This window comes from Pseudomonas sp. TH15, from assembly GCF_016651105.1.
Lineage (GTDB): Bacteria > Pseudomonadota > Gammaproteobacteria > Pseudomonadales > Pseudomonadaceae > Aquipseudomonas.
Genome location: NZ_JAEKEL010000002.1, coordinates 883,160 through 900,300 on the forward strand (window position 1 = coordinate 883,160; position 17,141 = coordinate 900,300).

The following is a 17,141-nucleotide window of genomic DNA, read 5'->3' on the forward strand; positions in this document are numbered from 1 at the left end:
CAGCGGTACAAATGCTAGCTTTGCGCCAGCATTTGCAGGATTTCGTCACCGGTTACGCCGTTTGCCCTACAGCAGCCTCAGACGGCGTCCGTGGGAAAACCAGTGCAGCGACGAAGGTCAACGCCGCAAAACCCGCCAATATCAGGTAAAGCCCTACAAATCCCTGGCGTGGTTCGACGAACGAAATTAGCGGAATCGCAGTAGCACTGGCACCGAACGATAAACAGTAACGCAGCGCAAAAACCCGGGATTGCCACTGCGGCGCGACGAAGTTGGCGACCATCGCGTCATTCACCGTGACCTGGCCAAACACCACGAACATGAACGCCGCGCCCAGTGCAATCACGGCCCAGCCATCCACGTAGGCCAATCCGAACAGCAGCGGCGCCTGGCACAACGTCAACACAAGGAACGGCCATTTCAGACTGAAACGATGCAGGACCCGGCCGATGCTCAACTGCGCCACGGCGCCGAAGGCATACGCCAGGCTGACCACAACGCCCAGGATTTGCGGCGAAGCAAACAGATCGTGCAGGCGCTCTTGAAACAGTTTCGGGTAGGTCATGGTCGTGGCGTTGAACACCACGCCGCCGGTCGCCGTGGCCAGGGCCAGCACACCGAACACCATGACCATGGAAATCCGCTGGCCGGCCGCGCCTTTGAGCGGCGTATGGGGACGCTTGGGAATCGGCTCTTCACGCACCTGCAAGGCAAAACCGATGCCCAGAACAATCGCCACCACGCCCGGCAGAATGAACGCCGAACGCCAGCCGAACTGCGCCACCAGCAACACGGTGATCAGCGCCGAAAACGCCACGCCAAGGTTGCCCCACATACCGTTGATGCCGATTTCCCGGCCACGGTTCTGTGCATAGGCCACCAGCATCGCAGTGCCCACCGGATGATAAATCGCGGCGAAGATCCCGATCAGCGTCAGGCCCAGTACCAACATGGGTGCGCGGGTGCTCAACCCGGTAAAGATTGCCGAGGCGCCAATTCCGAAGAAAAACACCAGCATCATCTTCCGCCGGCTCCAGTGATCACCCAGCCAACCGGCCGGTAGCGAACAGGCGCCGAAGGCAATGAAGCCGCCCAAGGACAGGCCGATCAGCGCGGCGTAATCCAGGGCGAAGGCTTGGGTCATGCCAAGAATGGCGGCGGGAAAGATCAGCATGAACATGTGGTCGATCACATGGGCTGCGTTGATGTAGCGGATGACGTTTCTGGATTGGTTCATCGCGGCACGCTTTACGTTGTAGTGAGCGGCTTATGCTAAGTTGGCGAAAAAGCGTATTCCTGACAACAAAGTCATCGGAACCGACATGTTAATCAGCCACTTCCAGCACGGCCCGGTCAGCGCCTATCCGCGCGATTACATGGATGGCGCTCACCAAGAGCTACATCAACATCGCGAAGCACAGTTGCTCTATGCCGTTTGCGGGACCATGCGGGTGGTCACGGCGCAGGGCGCCTGGGTGATTCCGCCGACCCGGGCGGTGTGGATTCCACCCATGGTGGCCCATGAGATTTTCATGTCCGGTGAGGTGCGTATGCGCTCGCTGTTCATTGCTCCGGAACTGTCGCCGCCGAGCCTACAACAATGCTGCGTGCTGGCCGTTACGCCGTTGCTGCGCGAGTTGATCCTGCGGGCAGTGCAAGGCCCGCAACACGCGGGAAATCCGTTGATCCAGAAGTTGATGCTGGAAGAAATCGCCGGCCTGGAAAACCTTCCCCTTCATATCCCTATGCCCGAGGACCGGCGCCTGCAAGGCATCTGCCTGGCACTGCTGCGCACACCGGACCACCCCAACACGCTGGAAGACTGGGCCCAGCAGGTCGGCGCCAGTTCACGAACCCTGGCGCGGCTGTTCCAGCAACAACTGAAGATGAATTTCAATGCCTGGCGCCAGCAACTGCGCCTGATGGAAGCCCTGCCGCGCCTGCTCGTCGGTGAAAGCGTGCAGAACGTGGCGCAGGATCTGGGCTACGGCAGCGCCCGGGCGTTCAGCGCGATGTTCCGCCGCTTGCTCGGGGAGAACCCTCGGGAATACCTGAGTGCGTTGAACAAATTGAGCGAACTCAATCCCGTGTAGGAGCTGCCGAAGGCTGCGATCTTTTGATCTTCGGCGTTTCAGTACCGTTAAGATCAAAAGATCGCAGCCTTCGGCAGCTCCTACAAGGATCAGGGTCGTTATTTTCAGGGTGCTATCAATGCATCTCGGTGAACGCGAGTTTCACGCCGATGGCGATCAGCACCGCGCCCATGGTCCGGTCGAACCAATGGCCCATGCGGGCGAAACTGGCGCGTACGCGCTGCTGGCTGAACAGCATTGCCACCAGGCTGAACCAGAACGCCGTCGCCACCGCGAGATAAACCCCGTAACCAGCCTGCACGGCCAGCGGCGTGTGCGGGTTGATCACCACGGTGAACAGCGACAGGAAAAACAGCGTGGCTTTCGGGTTCAGGCCATTGGTCACGAAGCCTGAGGTGAAGGCGCCGCGAGCAGTGCGCTCGCCGACTTCCTTGTGCAAATCGTCCGCCACGGGTTTGGCCGGTTGTGCCCGCAGGGCCTTGAAACCGATGTACAGCAGGTACGCGGCGGCGGCCCATTTCAAGGCGTTGAACAGCACGATCGACTGGGACACGATCAGGCCGATGCCCAGCAGCGAATAGCCAACGTGGAGGAAAATCGCCGACCCCACACCCAGCGCGGTCCAGGTCCCGGCACGTCGACCGTGGGTCACGCTCTCACGCACCACCACGGCAAAGTCCGGGCCGGGGCTGGCGACGGCCAGCAGGTGAATCAGGGCAACGGTCAAAAACTCTGTCCAGTACATGGGGGCTCCTCTAGGGCGACGTGGTCAATAAATAAACTGAAGCAAACTCAATTTCTATGGCTTGCATAAAACCTGTGGCGAGGGGGCTTGCCCCCGTTCGGCTGCGAAGCAGCCGTAAATCGGTGCACTCGGTACACCTGATGAAGCCGGGTTGCTGTTGAAAGGGGCCGCTTCGCGCCCCAACGGGGGCAAGCACCCTCGCCACAGGACTGCGCCGTACTTCAAAGTCTCAACCGAGTGACTTTCAGCCAGTGCGTAACCATTTGTTTCATCTGGTAGGCTCGGCAGATTACGCCTTCAGTTCATTGCACAAAAGGTACAGTTGATGACGAACTCTCGCCGCGCCGTTTTCCTCGACCACCCGTCCCTGGATCTGGGCGACCTCGACCTGAGCCCCTTGCGCGAGTGCTTCAGCGATTTGCAGTTGTTCGCCCAAACCACACCGGACCAAGTGATCGAGCGCCTCAAGGGCGCCACCGTCGCCATCAGCAACAAGATCCTGATCGATGCCGCCGCCATGGCCGCCAACCCTGAATTAAAGCTGATCCTGATCACCGCCACCGGCACCAACAACGTCGATCTGGCCGCCGCCCGCGCCCACGGGATCACCGTTTGCAACTGCCAGGGTTACGGCACGCCGTCGGTGGCCCAGCACACGATCATGCTGTTGCTCAATTTGGCGACACGCCTGGCGGACTACCAGAAAGCCGTCGGCGAAGGTCGCTGGCAGCAAGCGAAACAGTTCTGCCTGCTGGATTACCCGATCGTCGAACTGGAAGGCAAAACCCTCGGCCTGCTCGGCCACGGTGAACTGGGTGGCGCCGTCGCACGGCTGGCCGAAGCCTTCGGCATGCGCGTAGTGCTGGGGCAGATTCCAGGTCGCCCTGCCCGCCCGGATCGCTTGCCGCTGAATGAACTGCTGCCGCAAATCGACGCGCTGACTCTGCACTGCCCGCTCAACGAACACACCCGCCACTTCATCGGCGCCCGTGAGCTGGCCTCGATGAAACCCGGTGCCTTCGTGGTCAACACCGCCCGCGGTGGCTTGATCGACGAACAGGCACTGGCCGATGCGTTGCGCAACGGTCATTTGGGCGGCGCCGCCACCGATGTGCTGAGCGTCGAACCACCGACCGCTGGCAATCCGCTGCTGGCCCACGACATCCCTCGACTGATCGTCACCCCGCACAACGCCTGGGGCAGTCGCGAAGCGCGGCAGCGGATCGTTGGGCAATTGACCGAAAACGCTCAGGCGTTCTTCAGCGGTACAGCGCTGCGGGTCGTCAGTTGATAAACTGCCGCACTTTTTTTCAAGGAGCAGAGTATGGATCCGCGCAGTGAAGTACTGCTTCGTCAGGCCGAGTTGTTCCAGGGTTCGGTGTTGTTGGCCGGTTTGCCCGCCGACGACTTGCTGGGCCGCCTGCCCGACGCCCACGGCTGGTGCTGGCATGCCGGCGATCAAGCGACACTGGACGCACGCTTCGCCGATCGCAGCCAGTTTGGCGTGAATGCGCCCGAGCGCGAATTCGAAACCGCCGTGGTGTTTCTGCCCAAGTCCAAGGATTTGACCGACTACATCCTCAACGCCCTCGCCTCACGTCTGGCCGGGCGCGAGTTGTACCTGGTCGGCGAAAAACGCAGCGGTATCGAAGGCGCGGCCAAGCAACTGAACCCGTTCGGCAAACCGCGCAAGCTCGACAGCGCACGGCATTGCCAACTGTGGCAGGTCACCGTCGCCAATGCGCCAGAAGCCAAGTCGCTGGAAAGCCTGGCCCAGGAATACGAACTGCCACTGGCCGAAGGGCCGCTGAAAGTCATCAGCCTGCCGGGCGTCTTCAGCCACGGTCGCCTGGATCGCGGCAGCGCGCTGTTGCTGGAGCATCTGGACAAATTGCCGAGCGGCCACTTGCTGGACTTCGGTTGCGGTGCCGGCGTGTTGGGCGCGGCGGTCAAGCGTCGTTATCCACACAATCAGGTCACGTTGCTCGACGTGGATGCGTTTGCCGCCGCCAGCAGTCGTCTGACATTGGCCGCCAACGGTCTGGAAGCCGAGGTGATTACCGGTGATGGCATCGATGCCGCGCCGATGGGTTTGAGTGCGATTTTGAGTAACCCACCGTTCCATGTCGGGGTGCACACAGATTATTTCGCGACCGAGAACTTGCTGCGAAAAGCAGCCAAACATCTGAAAAACGGTGGCGAACTGCGCCTGGTTGCGAACAGCTTCCTGAAGTATCAACCGCTGATCGAAGAGCACCTCGGCGTGTGTGCGATCAAGGCTGAAGGACAGGGTTTCCGGATCTACCGGGCCAAACGCGGCTGAAACTTCTTTTAAAAAAGAGGCTTGCCCAATCGGATTTGCCTAGGCAGAATCCGCTCCGTCCTAGGGGAGTAGTCTCCCACGAGCGCCATGCTCGTCCGGCATACGTCAACATACTTGGTCAACAGACCATGGCGTATGCGACCTAAGCGTCCGCACAGACGGATCGCCAGGGTTTGACAAGACCTATGACACGAACACCTTACCCGGGGCGGGAAGGCTGTACGTGTCATAGCCGTGTCGACCCGCCCCTTAGGAAAACCCTGATGCTGGATTCTCTTCTCGTTCCTACCGCAATCGTTGCCTTGGCCGAAATCGGCGACAAGACGCAACTGCTCGCGCTCATTCTCGCCGCGCGCTTTCGCAAACCCTGGCCAATCATCGCCGGTATCGTCGCCGCGACGCTGGCCAACCACGCGGCAGCCGGTGCGGTAGGTGCCTGGTTTGGTAGCTTCTTCACGAATGCGACGCTGCACTGGATCCTCGCCGCGAGCTTTACCGCAACGGCATTGTGGACCCTGGTGCCGGACAAGATGGACGACGACGAAGCCAGTACCGCCCGCAAGTTCGGGCCGTTCCTGACCACGCTGATCGCGTTCTTCCTCGCCGAAATGGGCGACAAAACCCAGGTCGCCACCGTGATGCTCGCCGCGCAATACCCGGACCTGTGGCTGGTGATCATCGGCACCACCGCCGGTATGTTGATCGCCAACGTGCCAGTGGTATTGGCCGGTAACTTTGCGGCGGACAAACTGCCATTGACCTTGATTCGTCGCCTGGCGGCAGCGGCGTTCTTTGTGCTGGCGATTGTCGCGGTGTACAAGGCGATGCAGAGCAGTGGGTGGGTTTGACGGCGTAGGTCGGTAGACCGCGTTATCGTTCTTCGCGAGCAAGCCCGCTCCCACAGGGGAATCTCGGTGGCCACAATATTTGTGAGCACTGGTGATCCAATGTGGGAGCGGGCTTGCTCGCGAAGGCGTCAGCAGCCTCGCCCCATGAATATCAGGACTTCGCAGCTTTCTCGTACAACGGCATCACCTTCGGAATCGCTGCCTGCAGCGAAGCAATCCGACTGGTCGACGCCGGGTGAGTGCTCATGAATTCCGGCGACGAACCTTCGGAAGCCTTGCTCATCTTGTTCCACAAGGTGATTGCGGCATTCGGGTTGTAGCCGGCGCGAGCCGCCAGTTCCAGACCGATCAGGTCGGCTTCGTTTTCATTGGCGCGGCTGTTGGGCAACGTCATCAACAGGTTTACACCATTGTTTCCCACCTCCACCAATGCAGGCGGCGCACCCGCCGCTATCGCCATCTGTTGCGCCATTTGCACGCCATACGACTTCGACAAGGCCTCGCGACCGTGTTCGCGTAAAGCGTGGGCAATTTCATGCCCCATCACTGCGGCCGCTTCATCGTCGGTCAGTTGCAGTTTGTCGAGCAGACCGGTGTAAACGATGATCTTGCCGCCAGGACCACAGTTGGCATTGAGCTCATCGCTCTTGATCAGATTGACTTCCCATTTCCATTGCGCGGAGTCCGGCCGGAATGTCGGCGCCTGGGCGATCAACCGATCGGCGATCACCTGAATACGTTTGGCATCGGCGCTGGTTTTGTCGAGCACATTCTTGCTGCTCGCATCACCCAGGGTCTGCTGGTAATCCTGGGCATACGCTTGATTGACCTGCTCGCTCGACACCAGGCTGAACATCCGCTGCTGACGAACGACACCCACCTCACCGGCACTCGTCGTGTTCACCGTCTCGCAGCCATTGAGCAACAGCACCGAGCCCAGCACACCCGCCATCAGTGACTTGTTCATCCCGTAACTCCCGATATCCGCACTCTGCGAAAGGCAGACTGTAGTGGAAAAAATTCATACTGAACTGACTGCCCTGCTGCGCAAAGGTTCTGCGCCTGCCTGAATGCGACACGGGCACATCCAAAAGGGTCAATTCGCCCCCTTGGGCTCATGTCCATTGGCCCACCTGCCGATACCCCAACGCAGACGTCCTCTTGCGTGCGGAGCCCCCATGAAATTCAAGTCGATCCAGTTTTCCGTGGCGGCCCTTGCCGGCGCTATCGTCCTCAGCGTTGTTGCCGCCCTGGTGCTGTACGCGCTGTTTTCCGGTGCCCGGACGCAAGACATGGTCCAGGAGCGGACCCAGGCGCAGTTCGAACAAGTCATCGAGCAACGCCTGACGTCCCTGGCGCAGACTCAGGTCAGCCAGATTCAGCGCGAACTCGAAGCGCCGCTGCTGATTGCCGGCGGACTGGTGCGCGTTAATGAACTGATCGGCACGCCGGGGGCTGATGGCCAGCCGCAACTGAATCTCAGCCGTGAGCAGTTGATCAGCCTGATCAAGGAAAACGTCACCAAGAACCCGAAAATCCTCGGCACCTACATCGGCTGGGAAAAAAACGCACTGGACCATAACGACGCGGCCTACGTCGACACCAAGGTGGTCGGCATCGACGCCGCCAACGGGCGTTTCCTGCCGTGGTGGTTCCGCAACGAGGATGGCAGCCTGGGCCTGGACAAACTGGTGGACGTCGACGACCAGAAAACCCTGTCCACCGGCGTGCGCGCCAGCGAGTACTACCTGTGCTCGAAAGAAACCAGGAAATCCTGCGTGATCGATCCGGCGCCCTACAAGGTCGGCGACAAAATCGTCATGCTCGCCTCCTTTATTGAACCGATCATGCTCAACGGCACCTTTCAGGGCATCGTCGGCGCGGACCTGTCGGTGAACTTCATCCAGGAAATGCTGCTGGGCGCCAACCAGAAACTGTATGGCGGCTCAGGCGTGATGGCGCTGATCGGCGGCAATGGCCGAATCGTCGCCTACACCAAGGACCCGAGCAAATTCGGCGAGAAGGTCAGCGACATCCTCGACAGCCAGCAGATCGCCAATATGTCCAATCTCAAGCGCGGCGAAGTGACTTACACGGTCGACAAGGCCCAGGGCCGGATCGAGTTGTACCTGCCATTCGGCATCGGCCAGACCGACGCCCGCTGGACGCTGATGCTGCAATTGCCGCTGAACGCAGTGATGGCGGACCTGCAAAAACTACAAGGCGATCTGGATAAACAGCGCAAATCCGACACTTTCGGCATGGCCATGGTCGGGTTGCTGATTGCCGGTATCGGCTTGCTGGTGATCTGGCTGGTGGGCCACGGCATTGCCCGTCCGCTCAAGCAAATGGTGGCCATGCTCGACGACATCGCTCAGGGCGAAGGCGACCTCACTCGACGCCTGACCAGCGACCGCACCGACGAATTGGGCTCGATCGCCAAAGGCTTCAACACCTTCCTGGCCAAGTTGCAGGCGATGATCACCCAAGTGGTGACGTCGGTGCAGAGTGTCAGCGATTCGTCGGAACACACCGCCGACATTGCGATTCGCACCAATATCGGCGTGCACAAGCAAATGGCCGAGATCGATCAGGTCGCCACGGCGGTGCACGAAATGACCGCCACCGCTCAAGACGTGGCGCGTAACGCGACGTCCGCGGCGCAGGCGGCCAGTCATGCCGATCAGGCGGCAGCCCAAGGCATGCAGATTGTGCGCGACACCTCGAATTCGATTGGCGTGCTGGCGGTGGAAATCGGTAAAGCGGTGGCCGTGGTGCAAACCCTGGCCAAGGACAGCGAGAACATCAACGCGATCCTCACCGCCATTCGCGGGATCGCCGAGCAGACTAATCTGCTGGCCTTGAACGCGGCCATCGAAGCGGCCCGCGCCGGTGAACAGGGCCGTGGTTTTGCGGTGGTGGCCGATGAAGTACGCAACCTGGCGCAGAAGACCCAGAAGGCCACCGAAGAAATCCAGACCATGATCCAGCAACTTCAACAAGGCACCCGCGATGTGGTGCGGGTCATGGAAGACAGTCAGAACCGTACCGACGAAAGCGTGCAGCACGCGGCGAAAGCGGCCGAGGCGCTGGAGACGATTACTCAAGCAGTGTCGGTAATCAACGACATGAACACGCAGATTGCCAGCGCCGCGGAGGAACAGAGTGCGGTGGCTGACGACATCAACCGGAACGTGATCAACATTGGGCAAGTGGCCAATGAAGTGGCGGGCGGGGCGGATGAATCGAGCGCGGCGAGTGCGGATCTGACCAAGTTGGCGGAACAGCAGCGGCGGTTGATCAATCAGTTCAAGGTTTGATCCGAGGCCCTCTTCGCGAGCAAGCCCGCTCCCACATTGGATCTGTGGCGTTCACAAATCCCTGTGGGAGCGGGCTTGCTCGCGAAGGCGTCGGAACAGACGCCCAATCAGCCGGGGGTCAGACACTCCGGCCCATTCAGCTTCGGATCATTCACCAGATTCGCCAGTACCCGCTCACGCAATGGGGCGGGCTCACTGGCCAGCAACCCCTGCAACACATGCAACGGCGTCTCGGGATCAAGCCAGGCGGCTTGCCCCGCCTCATCCAGAATCAACGGCCGACGCTGACTCGCCGCCGGCTGAGTGATCACCGCCGTGCTCAGCCACACCTGTTCCTGCACCGGATACGCTTCCCAGATCGCCGCGAAAAACAGCGCCGAGCCCTCCCCCGGCGTCAGCCAATACGGACGTTTGCGCTGGGTGCCGCGCCACTCGTAGAAACCATTGGCCGGCAACAGGCAACGGCGCTCGCGCAACGCCTGGCGGAACATCGGTTGTTCGGCGACGGTTTCGGCCCGGGCATGGGCCGGCGTGCGCGACAGGTCGGTCAGCCACGGCGGCGTCAGGCCCCAGCGGGCACGGGCCAGTTCACGCTGGCCGCTGGTGCCGGCACGCAGCATCAACACCGAATCGTTGGGAGAAATATTCCACTGGGCCTGCTGATCGGCGGGAAAGCCAGGCAGGGCCGCGAAGGCGGGGTTCCAGCGAAACAGGGCATAACGTCCACACATGGGGCAACACGACTCTTGATAAAACGAACGTCAGCCTAACAGACCAGGGTGCCGGGAAAACTTTCCGGTTCATCACCGGGCATCGGCAGCGCGGCATTGTAGGCGGTGATCAGCTCTCGGGCGTATTGCGCCTGGTCGTTATCCACTGACAATCCCAGCAACCCGTAAATCGGCAACTCGCCCGTGCCGCCGAGCAAATCACGCCCCACCAGATGCGCCTCGATGCCCTCGCTGGCGAGCATGCTTTGCAGCAATTCACCTTCCATCAGGTTTTCCGGTTCGTAGATTCGCTGCATACGCGCCCCTCACTCGTTTTCGCTGAAGACTTCGAGGTGCCATTCCTCTCCGTCAACCTGCAATACAAACTTGATCGGCTTACAACACACCTGACAGTCCTCGATGTAGGTCTGATCACCACCCGACAGATCCACGGAAGTCTCAACCTCCTCACCACAATACGGACATTCATACACTGCGCTTTCCAGCATCGCGGTCTCCCAAGTGACTTGTGCGTATAATCGCCGGTCTATTTGCAGGGCTATTTTTGTCTGGCTAACTTTTCAGACCGTGCCCCGTTGGTTTTCGATCAAAACCTTTACTTACCCTAGCCGTTTCTAACAAGAGAGCATGATGGGCGAATTCGATGCCATCCGACCTTACGACGACAGCGAAGTCCCAGCGGTGCTGGCACGGCTGCTCGGCGACAAGGCGCTTCTAGATATTCTCATCCACTTCCGCTTCCCGCGTTACGCCGGTGCTTTCGGCTGGATGCTCAAACCTCTTATAGCTCATCGGCTGCGCCGTGAGTTCGCCGGCGTCAATTCGGTGGCCACATTGCAGGACAAAGTCGAAGTTTATGTCGACCACACCATCGAACGCGCCACCGACGGCGTGACTTACACCGGCGTCGAGCAGTTCAAATCTGGCAGCGCTTACCTGTTCATCGCCAACCACCGCGACATCGTGATGGACCCGGCCTTCGTCAACTATGCCGTGTACCACGCTGGCCTGCCGACCCCGCGCATTGCCATTGGCGACAATCTGCTGCAAAAGCCCTTCGTCAGCGATTTGATGCGCCTGAACAAGAGCTTCATCGTGCACCGTTCGATCACCGGTCGCCGCGAGAAGATGGCCGCTTATCAGCTGCTGTCGGCCTACATCAACCACTCGATCCGCAAAGACTGCGCCTCGATCTGGATCGCCCAGGCCGAAGGCCGGGCCAAGGACGGCGACGACCGTACCGAGTCGGCGATCCTCAAGATGTTCCACATGAGCCGCAAGGACGAGCCGTTCGGCGAGGTCATTCAGTCGCTGAACGTCACCCCGGTGTCGATCAGCTACGAATACGACCCGTGCGACCAGGCCAAGGCCCGCGAGCTGTTTATCCGCGCGACCACCGGCAGTTACACCAAAGTGCCGGGCGAGGACGACGTGAGCATCGCCAAGGGCATCACCGGCTACAAGGGCCGAGTCCACGTGAACTTTGCCACGCCGATCACCGAGCTGTTCGATGACACCAAGCAATTGGCGATCGAGATGGACCGGCAGATCCTCGGCGGCTACCGGTTGTTCCCGGTGCACTACCTGGCGTACGCCATGTGGAAGGACGCGGATCCGCAACTGCAGGTGCCGAAAGCGACCGAAGTGTTTGCGGCGGATGAACTGGCCAAGGCTCAGGAAGAATGGCAGCGACGCCTGGAAGCCTGCCCTGAGGAGCATCGGCCGTTCATGGTGCTGCAATATGCGACGCCGGTGAGGAATCAGTATCGGGTGAAGGCCGGGTTGCCGTTGTAAATTCAACAGCAAGATCAAAAGATCGCAGCCTTCGGCAGCTCCTACAGGGGATTGTGTTCCTATGTAGGAGCTGCCGAAGGCTGCGATCTTTTGATTTTAGTAGCGGGTGCTGATCCAGGAGACGATCAGGGCCAGGCCCAGGCAGGCAAAACCAAAACGATAGAAAAACCGGTTCATGCGCAACGTCGCCCAATCCAGCATCGGCTCGGCATTGGGTTGCGCCTGACGCTGGGCGGCAATACTGGCCATGGCGCGCTGTTCACGGCGACGAGTGGCGTGCAACAACCAACTGCCCGGGAAGGCGAGCAGCAAGGCCAGCAAGTTGATCAATTTGGCGGGATGGTTGGTAAACAGCGAAATCAAATGCAACGACATCACGGACCTCGGGCAGAACCAGGGTGGCAGGCGCCGGACCGACGACTGCGGCGTGGATTCTACCGAAAGCCTGCCCGCCTGCCCTCACCTTTGCGACAAATAACGCACCACTTGGCCGATACCTGTCCGGCGTCACAGCATCGTCATCTGAATGCGCCAGTCTGGCGCCCCTCGAAACCCACACAGAGTTCAACATGCTGCACGCCGAAAACCAGGACCGCCTCTACCTCATCGCCCAAAGCGACGAACAGCAGAATCTCGTTGGCAGCCTTGCCTTCAACGTCCAGGACCGCCACTGGCTGGTGTATTGCGCATTGGGCGGGCATCAACATGCGGACTTGCCGGAGACGGATTTGCTGACCGGCGTGAGTGTGCTGGATTTTTACTCAGAAGCAGCGTGATGCTTTAGATCCATGTAGGAGCGAGGCTTGCCCGCGAAAGCGGTGTGTCAGTCGACACTAATGTTGAATGTTCGGTCCCTTCGCGGGCAAGCCTCGCTCCTACAGGGTTCAGAGTTGATCGGTCATTATGTGGCCTCCGCCAATCCCATGTGGGAGCGGGCTTGCTCGCGAAAGCGGTGGGTCAGCTGCATTGATGTTGACTGACACACCCTCTTCGCGAGCAAGCCCGCTCCTACATTGGGTCGGCGTCACCCACAAAAAATCGCAGACACAAAAAAGCCCGGAACCATCACTGGCACCGGGCTTTTTTTGAATCTCGCGAAAGGTTATTCGCCGAGCATCTGACCCACGGTCGGGTCCTTGAACAGGCGCGTCAGCGCGTCGCTCAACACATCGCTGACCAGTTTGGTGTTGGTTTCCTGGTTCGGCGCCATACCGAAACGCTGATCCAGGGAAGCACCGTAACGGCCGCTGTAACGACGGTTGGCGTTCTGCACATCAGAGCGGAAGGTCGCGCCGATGGTCGCTTCAGTCACATACATGCCTTCTTTAGGCGACTGATAACTCAGCTCCGCCAGGGTCACGGTCAACTGCGGCGCGTTCATGCCGTTGGACACCGGGGTGAAACCCAGCAAACGCACGGCGGCTTCAGCCTGGGCTTGCAGCTTCGGCAGAATCTGCGCGCCCTGCACGGTGATCGCGCTGGTCTCAGGGTACAGACCGCCACGGGTTCCCAGGGTTGGCGACGGACGGCCATCCACCACACGCACCACAACCTGCTGGCCATGGCCAACCGGCGCCAGCTGAGTGGTCAGCTTCGGTTCCGGGCTCAGTTGTTGCGGGCTGTGGGCGCAGCCAACCAGGGTCAAACTGGTCACAGTGATCAAACCGAACAACAGGCGTTGCAACATGCTCTTCTCTCCAGAATCAGGCACTAACAGTGCTCGCAGTATAGCGGTGGGCGCCTGCGACGAACTAGGGGACTACAAACATTACTGAAATCTCTGACGAACCCTTCAGACCGCGGATCCTGTCACAAATATGTCACCGTCCTTACACTTGCACGTCACGGCTCGCGGGCATTCTTCACAGCAGCCCCCACAAGGTACTTCGCCATGCGTTATCTGATCTCGCTGTTCGCACCACGCCCATTGCACCGCAGCTTTGCCCTGCTCGACCGCAACGGCCACTGCCAGGCTTTCAAGCAGTGCAGCCTCCAGCCCATGGGCGATGGCTGGGTCGAAATTGAAGAAATCCGCCTCAACTGGCTGCACCATCCCCTGCCCGCCAGCGCCCGCATCAGCCAGCGCCAGCCACGCGCACGCGCTCAACAGCTGTTGACCACCTGACCAGACGCCTAATAAAAGTCATTAAACACGTCCATTTCCCTGCGTTTCTTAGATACAATCTCACCCCGATTATAAGGACGTCTCCTGATCGGGCCTCGCAGCATCGTTAATGCCTCGGTATTGACACCCCGCACCGCCCACAGAGAGCCGCCCACACAGATCGAGTGAAGCTGGCGCGCTTGCTGTTCCCTGAGCAAAAACCCCACTTTTCGCGAATCTGCAGAGCTGTCATTACGCTCGGTTACTGAGCTGTTTGCCCGTTTTGCCTGTCATGTATTCCATGGCGGCAATCCATCCGGGCACGGTGCCAGGCTGGGACAGCCCTTTTTTGAGGTTCACGTCTTCAAAAGAGCGTGAAAAAAACGGGTTTTCACAACTTCACAAGAGTGTGGCGAGCAAATGAATAGTTTTGCGTCTGAACATGCACCATTAGCGTCTGAAACAGCCCAACGACACAGGACCGAGTACTCCTCGAACACCGGAGCCTGAAGCCTGTCCGCTACGGATTTGGTTGCACAAACGGATGTCTCGACCATAAGTCGAATTGCCAGTCGCGCGCTGAAATGAGTTCATGTGATTCATAGGCCCGGCCGGTAGCGTCCGTCGAAGTTGCGAAAAATTGCGAAGATTCGGACATGGCGATCCTGGCCATGGGTACCTGGGGCATCACTGACACGCCCCGTCACTCCTGGCAGCTATGCCGACAATTTGGTGCTGCAGATTTTGGAGACGCGTTAAATGGCGCATAACGAAGCAGTCGACGTAGTACTCGTTGGGGCCGGCATCATGAGTGCCACCCTCGCTGTACTGCTCAAAGAGCTCGACCCCGCGATCAAGCTGGAAGTCGTCGAGCTAATGGATTCCGGTGCTGCGGAGAGTTCCAACCCATGGAACAACGCCGGTACCGGTCACGCCGGGCTGTGTGAGCTCAACTACACGCCTCAGGCCGCCGACGGCACCGTCGACATCAAGAAAGCCGTGCACATCAACACCCAGTTCGAGGTGTCGAAGCAGTTCTGGTCGTACCTGACCAAAAAAGGCACCTTCGGCTCGTGCAAATCCTTCATCAGCCCGGTGCCGCACCTGAGCTTCGTGCAAGGCGACAGCGGCGTGTCCTTCCTCAAGGATCGCTTCAACGTGCTGAGCAAGCACCACGCCTTCGCCGACATGGAATACACCGAAGACAAGGCCAAGATGGCCGAATGGATGCCGTTGATGATGCCGGGCCGTCCGGCCGACGAAGTCCTCGCGGCCACCCGCGTGATGAACGGCACCGACGTCAACTTTGGCGCGCTGACCAATCAACTGCTCAAGCACCTGACCAGCGCACCCGATGCCCAGGTCAAGTACTGCAAGCGTGTGACTGGCCTCAAGCGTAACGCCAATGGCTGGACCGTCAGTATCAAGGACGTCAACAGCGGCAACACCCGTGAAGTCGACGCCAAATTCGTCTTCCTCGGCGCTGGCGGTGCGGCATTGCCGCTGTTGCAGGCGTCGGGCATCGAAGAAAGCAAAGGCTTCGGCGGCTTCCCGATCAGTGGCCAGTGGCTGCGTTGCGACAACCCTGAAGTGGTCAAGCATCACCAGGCCAAGGTCTACAGCCAGGCAGCGGTCGGTTCGCCACCGATGTCCGTGCCGCACCTGGACACTCGCGTGGTCGATGGCAAGAAGTCCCTGCTGTTCGGGCCATACGCCGGTTTCACCACCAAGTTCCTCAAGCATGGTTCTTTCATGGATCTGCCGATGTCGGTACGCGCCGGCAACATCGGCCCGATGCTGGCCGTGGCGAAAAACAACATGGACCTGACCAAGTATCTGGTCAGCGAAGTGATGCAATCGATGGAACAGCGTCTGGAATCCCTGCGCCGCTTCTACCCTGAAGCGAAAGCCGAAGACTGGCGCCTGGAAGTGGCCGGCCAACGGGTGCAGATCATCAAGAAAGACCCGAAAAAGGGCGGCGTTCTGCAGTTCGGCACCGAACTGGTCGCGGCCAAGGACGGTTCTCTTGCTGCCCTGCTCGGCGCTTCGCCAGGCGCTTCGGTGACCGTTTCGATCATGCTGGAACTGATCGAGAAGTGCTTCCCGAACAAAGCGTCCGGTGAGTGGGCTGCCAAACTGGCGGAAATCTTCCCGGCTCGGGAAAAGGTCCTGGAAACCGACGCGGCGCTGTATCGCAAGATCAACGCGCACAACAACGTCGCGCTGGAACTGGTTGAAGCCAGTAACGAGACCGAAAGCTACGCTTGATTCGGTCCCATAAAAAACGCCCCGTTCTCATTGAGAGCGGGGCGTTTTTTTATGCCGCTGATCTTGGCTTTTGATCTTAACCGCGAGCCTTGGCGATCAATTCGATGTACTCGGCCGCATTGCGCTGATCCTTGATCACCGCGACGAAATCATTGCCGTGCTCATCTTTGCCGTCCAGATCAAACCCGGCCTCGACGAAAAACGTCAGGAAACGCTCGAAGTCGTCGATGCGCAGGCCGCGATAAGCCTTGATCAGTTTGTGCAGGGACGGGGAAGTGGCGTCGACCGGTTCAAAATCGAGGAACAGTTTGATCTGCTCATCGCCGATCTCGTCACCAATCACTTGCTTCTTATCTTTACGCATTGCCGACTCCAGCTCGCAGACATTTCACGGGGCGGGCAGTTTACCCCTCGTTTGACGCCGGGCTCAACGCGAACGAACGCTGCCGGTGTGCAGATCGGCCCAGACATGGCCGTTGGCGTAGCTCAGGAACTGGCAATACACCGTGTCGTTGCGCAGCAGATCGATCACCACCCGGTATTGGGCCAGCGGGTAGTAGAGCGTCAGGGTTTTACTTTTTTCGTCGTAGATCGGCTTTTTCAGGCTTTTGCTTTCACCATCGAAGTTGACCAGCACCTGATTGATGCTCGCGCCCTTGTTCAAGGATTTGCCCTTGAGGCGGATCAGCAGTGGTGACGTGACCGGAATCGGCTGTTGGGTGGACTGGCGCTGGCTACCCACCACCACCGAATACTCGGTGACCTGCAACAGTTGCTGTTGCTCCGGTTCAGCGTCACGCAGGGTCAGGTCGTCCGGCGGTAGAAACTGCGCGTGCATCGGCGCAGGAGCAGCGGCCAGAGGCAGGCTGAGGGTCAGCAACAGGACGGCGCAACTGCGGATCAAAAGACTCATGA

Annotated in this window: 19 protein-coding genes, 1 pseudogene and 1 riboswitch; of the genes and pseudogenes, 10 read left to right on the plus strand and 10 right to left on the minus strand. The window is 59.6% G+C overall.

Annotation, left to right across the window (positions count from 1 at the left end; all coding sequences use genetic code 11):
- Window positions 1–52: 52 nt before the first annotated feature.
- On the minus strand, window positions 53–1,237 hold the full coding sequence (locus JFT87_RS27830) for an MFS transporter (RefSeq protein WP_201206603.1): 1,185 nt from the start codon (window positions 1,235–1,237) through the stop codon (window positions 53–55).
- Window positions 1,238–1,322: 85 nt separating this feature from the next.
- Between JFT87_RS27830 and JFT87_RS27835 the strand changes: the two genes are divergently transcribed.
- On the plus strand, window positions 1,323–2,093 hold the full coding sequence (locus JFT87_RS27835) for an AraC family transcriptional regulator (protein WP_201206604.1): 771 nt from the start codon (window positions 1,323–1,325) through the stop codon (window positions 2,091–2,093).
- Between the two features lie 115 nt (window positions 2,094–2,208).
- On the opposite strand, the gene JFT87_RS27840 is transcribed toward JFT87_RS27835, so the two are convergent.
- On the minus strand, window positions 2,209–2,838 hold the full coding sequence (locus JFT87_RS27840) for a LysE family translocator (RefSeq protein ID WP_201206606.1): 630 nt from the start codon (window positions 2,836–2,838) through the stop codon (window positions 2,209–2,211).
- A 325-nt stretch (window positions 2,839–3,163) separates the two neighbouring features.
- On the opposite strand from JFT87_RS27840, the gene JFT87_RS27845 reads away from it, so the two are divergent.
- The 3 genes from JFT87_RS27845 (at window position 3,164) to JFT87_RS27855 (ending at window position 6,009) form a co-directional block, all read left to right on the plus strand.
- A complete protein-coding gene (locus JFT87_RS27845; protein WP_201206608.1) occupies window positions 3,164–4,129 on the plus strand; it encodes a 2-hydroxyacid dehydrogenase in 966 nt (321 codons plus the stop codon).
- 33 nt (window positions 4,130–4,162) lie between these two features.
- Window positions 4,163–5,161 carry a class I SAM-dependent methyltransferase gene (locus JFT87_RS27850; protein ID WP_201206610.1) on the plus strand — a complete coding sequence of 333 codons (999 nt, stop codon included), beginning with the start codon at window positions 4,163–4,165 and terminating at the stop codon, window positions 5,159–5,161.
- Between the two features lie 50 nt (window positions 5,162–5,211).
- A riboswitch (yybP-ykoY riboswitch) is annotated at window positions 5,212–5,336 on the plus strand.
- Between the two features lie 88 nt (window positions 5,337–5,424).
- A complete protein-coding gene (locus JFT87_RS27855) occupies window positions 5,425–6,009 on the plus strand; it encodes a TMEM165/GDT1 family protein (protein ID WP_201193568.1) in 585 nt (194 codons plus the stop codon).
- Window positions 6,010–6,160: 151 nt separating this feature from the next.
- On the opposite strand, the gene JFT87_RS27860 is transcribed toward JFT87_RS27855, so the two are convergent.
- The gene (locus JFT87_RS27860; RefSeq protein WP_201206612.1) at window positions 6,161–6,976 is read right to left on the minus strand and encodes a M48 family metallopeptidase; all 816 of its coding nucleotides are present in this window, start codon (window positions 6,974–6,976) and stop codon (window positions 6,161–6,163) included.
- A gap of 1,300 nt (window positions 6,977–8,276) precedes the next feature.
- On the opposite strand from JFT87_RS27860, the pseudogene JFT87_RS28990 reads away from it, so the two are divergent.
- Window positions 8,277–8,474: pseudogene (locus JFT87_RS28990) on the plus strand (HAMP domain-containing protein); the annotation flags it as partial.
- A gap of 111 nt (window positions 8,475–8,585) precedes the next feature.
- Window positions 8,586–9,329, plus strand: a complete 744-nt coding sequence (locus JFT87_RS28995; protein WP_416350746.1) for a methyl-accepting chemotaxis protein — start codon at window positions 8,586–8,588, stop codon at window positions 9,327–9,329.
- 107 nt (window positions 9,330–9,436) lie between these two features.
- Here JFT87_RS28995 and JFT87_RS27870 read toward each other — a convergent pair whose 3' ends face one another.
- From JFT87_RS27870 to JFT87_RS27880, 3 genes are read right to left on the minus strand one after another with little or no spacing between them, the layout of a single operon-like run.
- Window positions 9,437–10,060: an SOS response-associated peptidase gene (locus JFT87_RS27870; RefSeq protein WP_201206616.1), complete on the minus strand. Its 624-nt coding sequence runs from the start codon at window positions 10,058–10,060 to the stop codon at window positions 9,437–9,439.
- A gap of 35 nt (window positions 10,061–10,095) precedes the next feature.
- Complete coding sequence (locus JFT87_RS27875; protein WP_201206618.1) at window positions 10,096–10,356, minus strand: putative signal transducing protein; 261 nt, start codon at window positions 10,354–10,356, stop codon at window positions 10,096–10,098.
- Between the two features lie 9 nt (window positions 10,357–10,365).
- Window positions 10,366–10,548 (minus strand): CPXCG motif-containing cysteine-rich protein, encoded by a 183-nt coding sequence (locus tag JFT87_RS27880; protein WP_201206620.1) that lies wholly within the window; start codon window positions 10,546–10,548, stop codon window positions 10,366–10,368.
- Window positions 10,549–10,690: 142 nt separating this feature from the next.
- Here JFT87_RS27880 and JFT87_RS27885 point away from each other — a divergent pair, with 142 nt between their 5' ends.
- Window positions 10,691–11,854 carry a 1-acyl-sn-glycerol-3-phosphate acyltransferase gene (locus tag JFT87_RS27885; protein WP_201206622.1) on the plus strand — a complete coding sequence of 388 codons (1,164 nt, stop codon included), beginning with the start codon at window positions 10,691–10,693 and terminating at the stop codon, window positions 11,852–11,854.
- Between the two features lie 96 nt (window positions 11,855–11,950).
- On the opposite strand, the gene JFT87_RS27890 is transcribed toward JFT87_RS27885, so the two are convergent.
- Window positions 11,951–12,229, minus strand: a complete 279-nt coding sequence (locus tag JFT87_RS27890) for a hypothetical protein (RefSeq protein WP_201206624.1) — start codon at window positions 12,227–12,229, stop codon at window positions 11,951–11,953.
- 194 nt (window positions 12,230–12,423) lie between these two features.
- Between JFT87_RS27890 and JFT87_RS27895 the strand changes: the two genes are divergently transcribed.
- Complete coding sequence (locus JFT87_RS27895; RefSeq protein WP_054045634.1) at window positions 12,424–12,630, plus strand: hypothetical protein; 207 nt, start codon at window positions 12,424–12,426, stop codon at window positions 12,628–12,630.
- Window positions 12,631–12,956: 326 nt separating this feature from the next.
- On the opposite strand, the gene JFT87_RS27900 is transcribed toward JFT87_RS27895, so the two are convergent.
- Window positions 12,957–13,541 (minus strand): YajG family lipoprotein, encoded by a 585-nt coding sequence (locus JFT87_RS27900; protein ID WP_201206627.1) that lies wholly within the window; start codon window positions 13,539–13,541, stop codon window positions 12,957–12,959.
- Window positions 13,542–13,745: 204 nt separating this feature from the next.
- Here JFT87_RS27900 and JFT87_RS27905 point away from each other — a divergent pair, with 204 nt between their 5' ends.
- Window positions 13,746–13,979 (plus strand): hypothetical protein, encoded by a 234-nt coding sequence (locus JFT87_RS27905; RefSeq protein WP_201193542.1) that lies wholly within the window; start codon window positions 13,746–13,748, stop codon window positions 13,977–13,979.
- Between the two features lie 738 nt (window positions 13,980–14,717).
- Window positions 14,718–16,226, plus strand: a complete 1,509-nt coding sequence (gene mqo, locus JFT87_RS27910) for a malate dehydrogenase (quinone) (RefSeq protein WP_201206629.1) — start codon at window positions 14,718–14,720, stop codon at window positions 16,224–16,226.
- 76 nt (window positions 16,227–16,302) lie between these two features.
- On the opposite strand, the gene JFT87_RS27915 is transcribed toward mqo, so the two are convergent.
- Window positions 16,303–16,590: a PA4642 family protein gene (locus JFT87_RS27915; protein WP_092278109.1), complete on the minus strand. Its 288-nt coding sequence runs from the start codon at window positions 16,588–16,590 to the stop codon at window positions 16,303–16,305.
- Between the two features lie 63 nt (window positions 16,591–16,653).
- On the minus strand, window positions 16,654–17,139 hold the full coding sequence (locus tag JFT87_RS27920; protein WP_201206631.1) for a hypothetical protein: 486 nt from the start codon (window positions 17,137–17,139) through the stop codon (window positions 16,654–16,656).
- Window positions 17,140–17,141 lie beyond the last annotated feature (2 nt).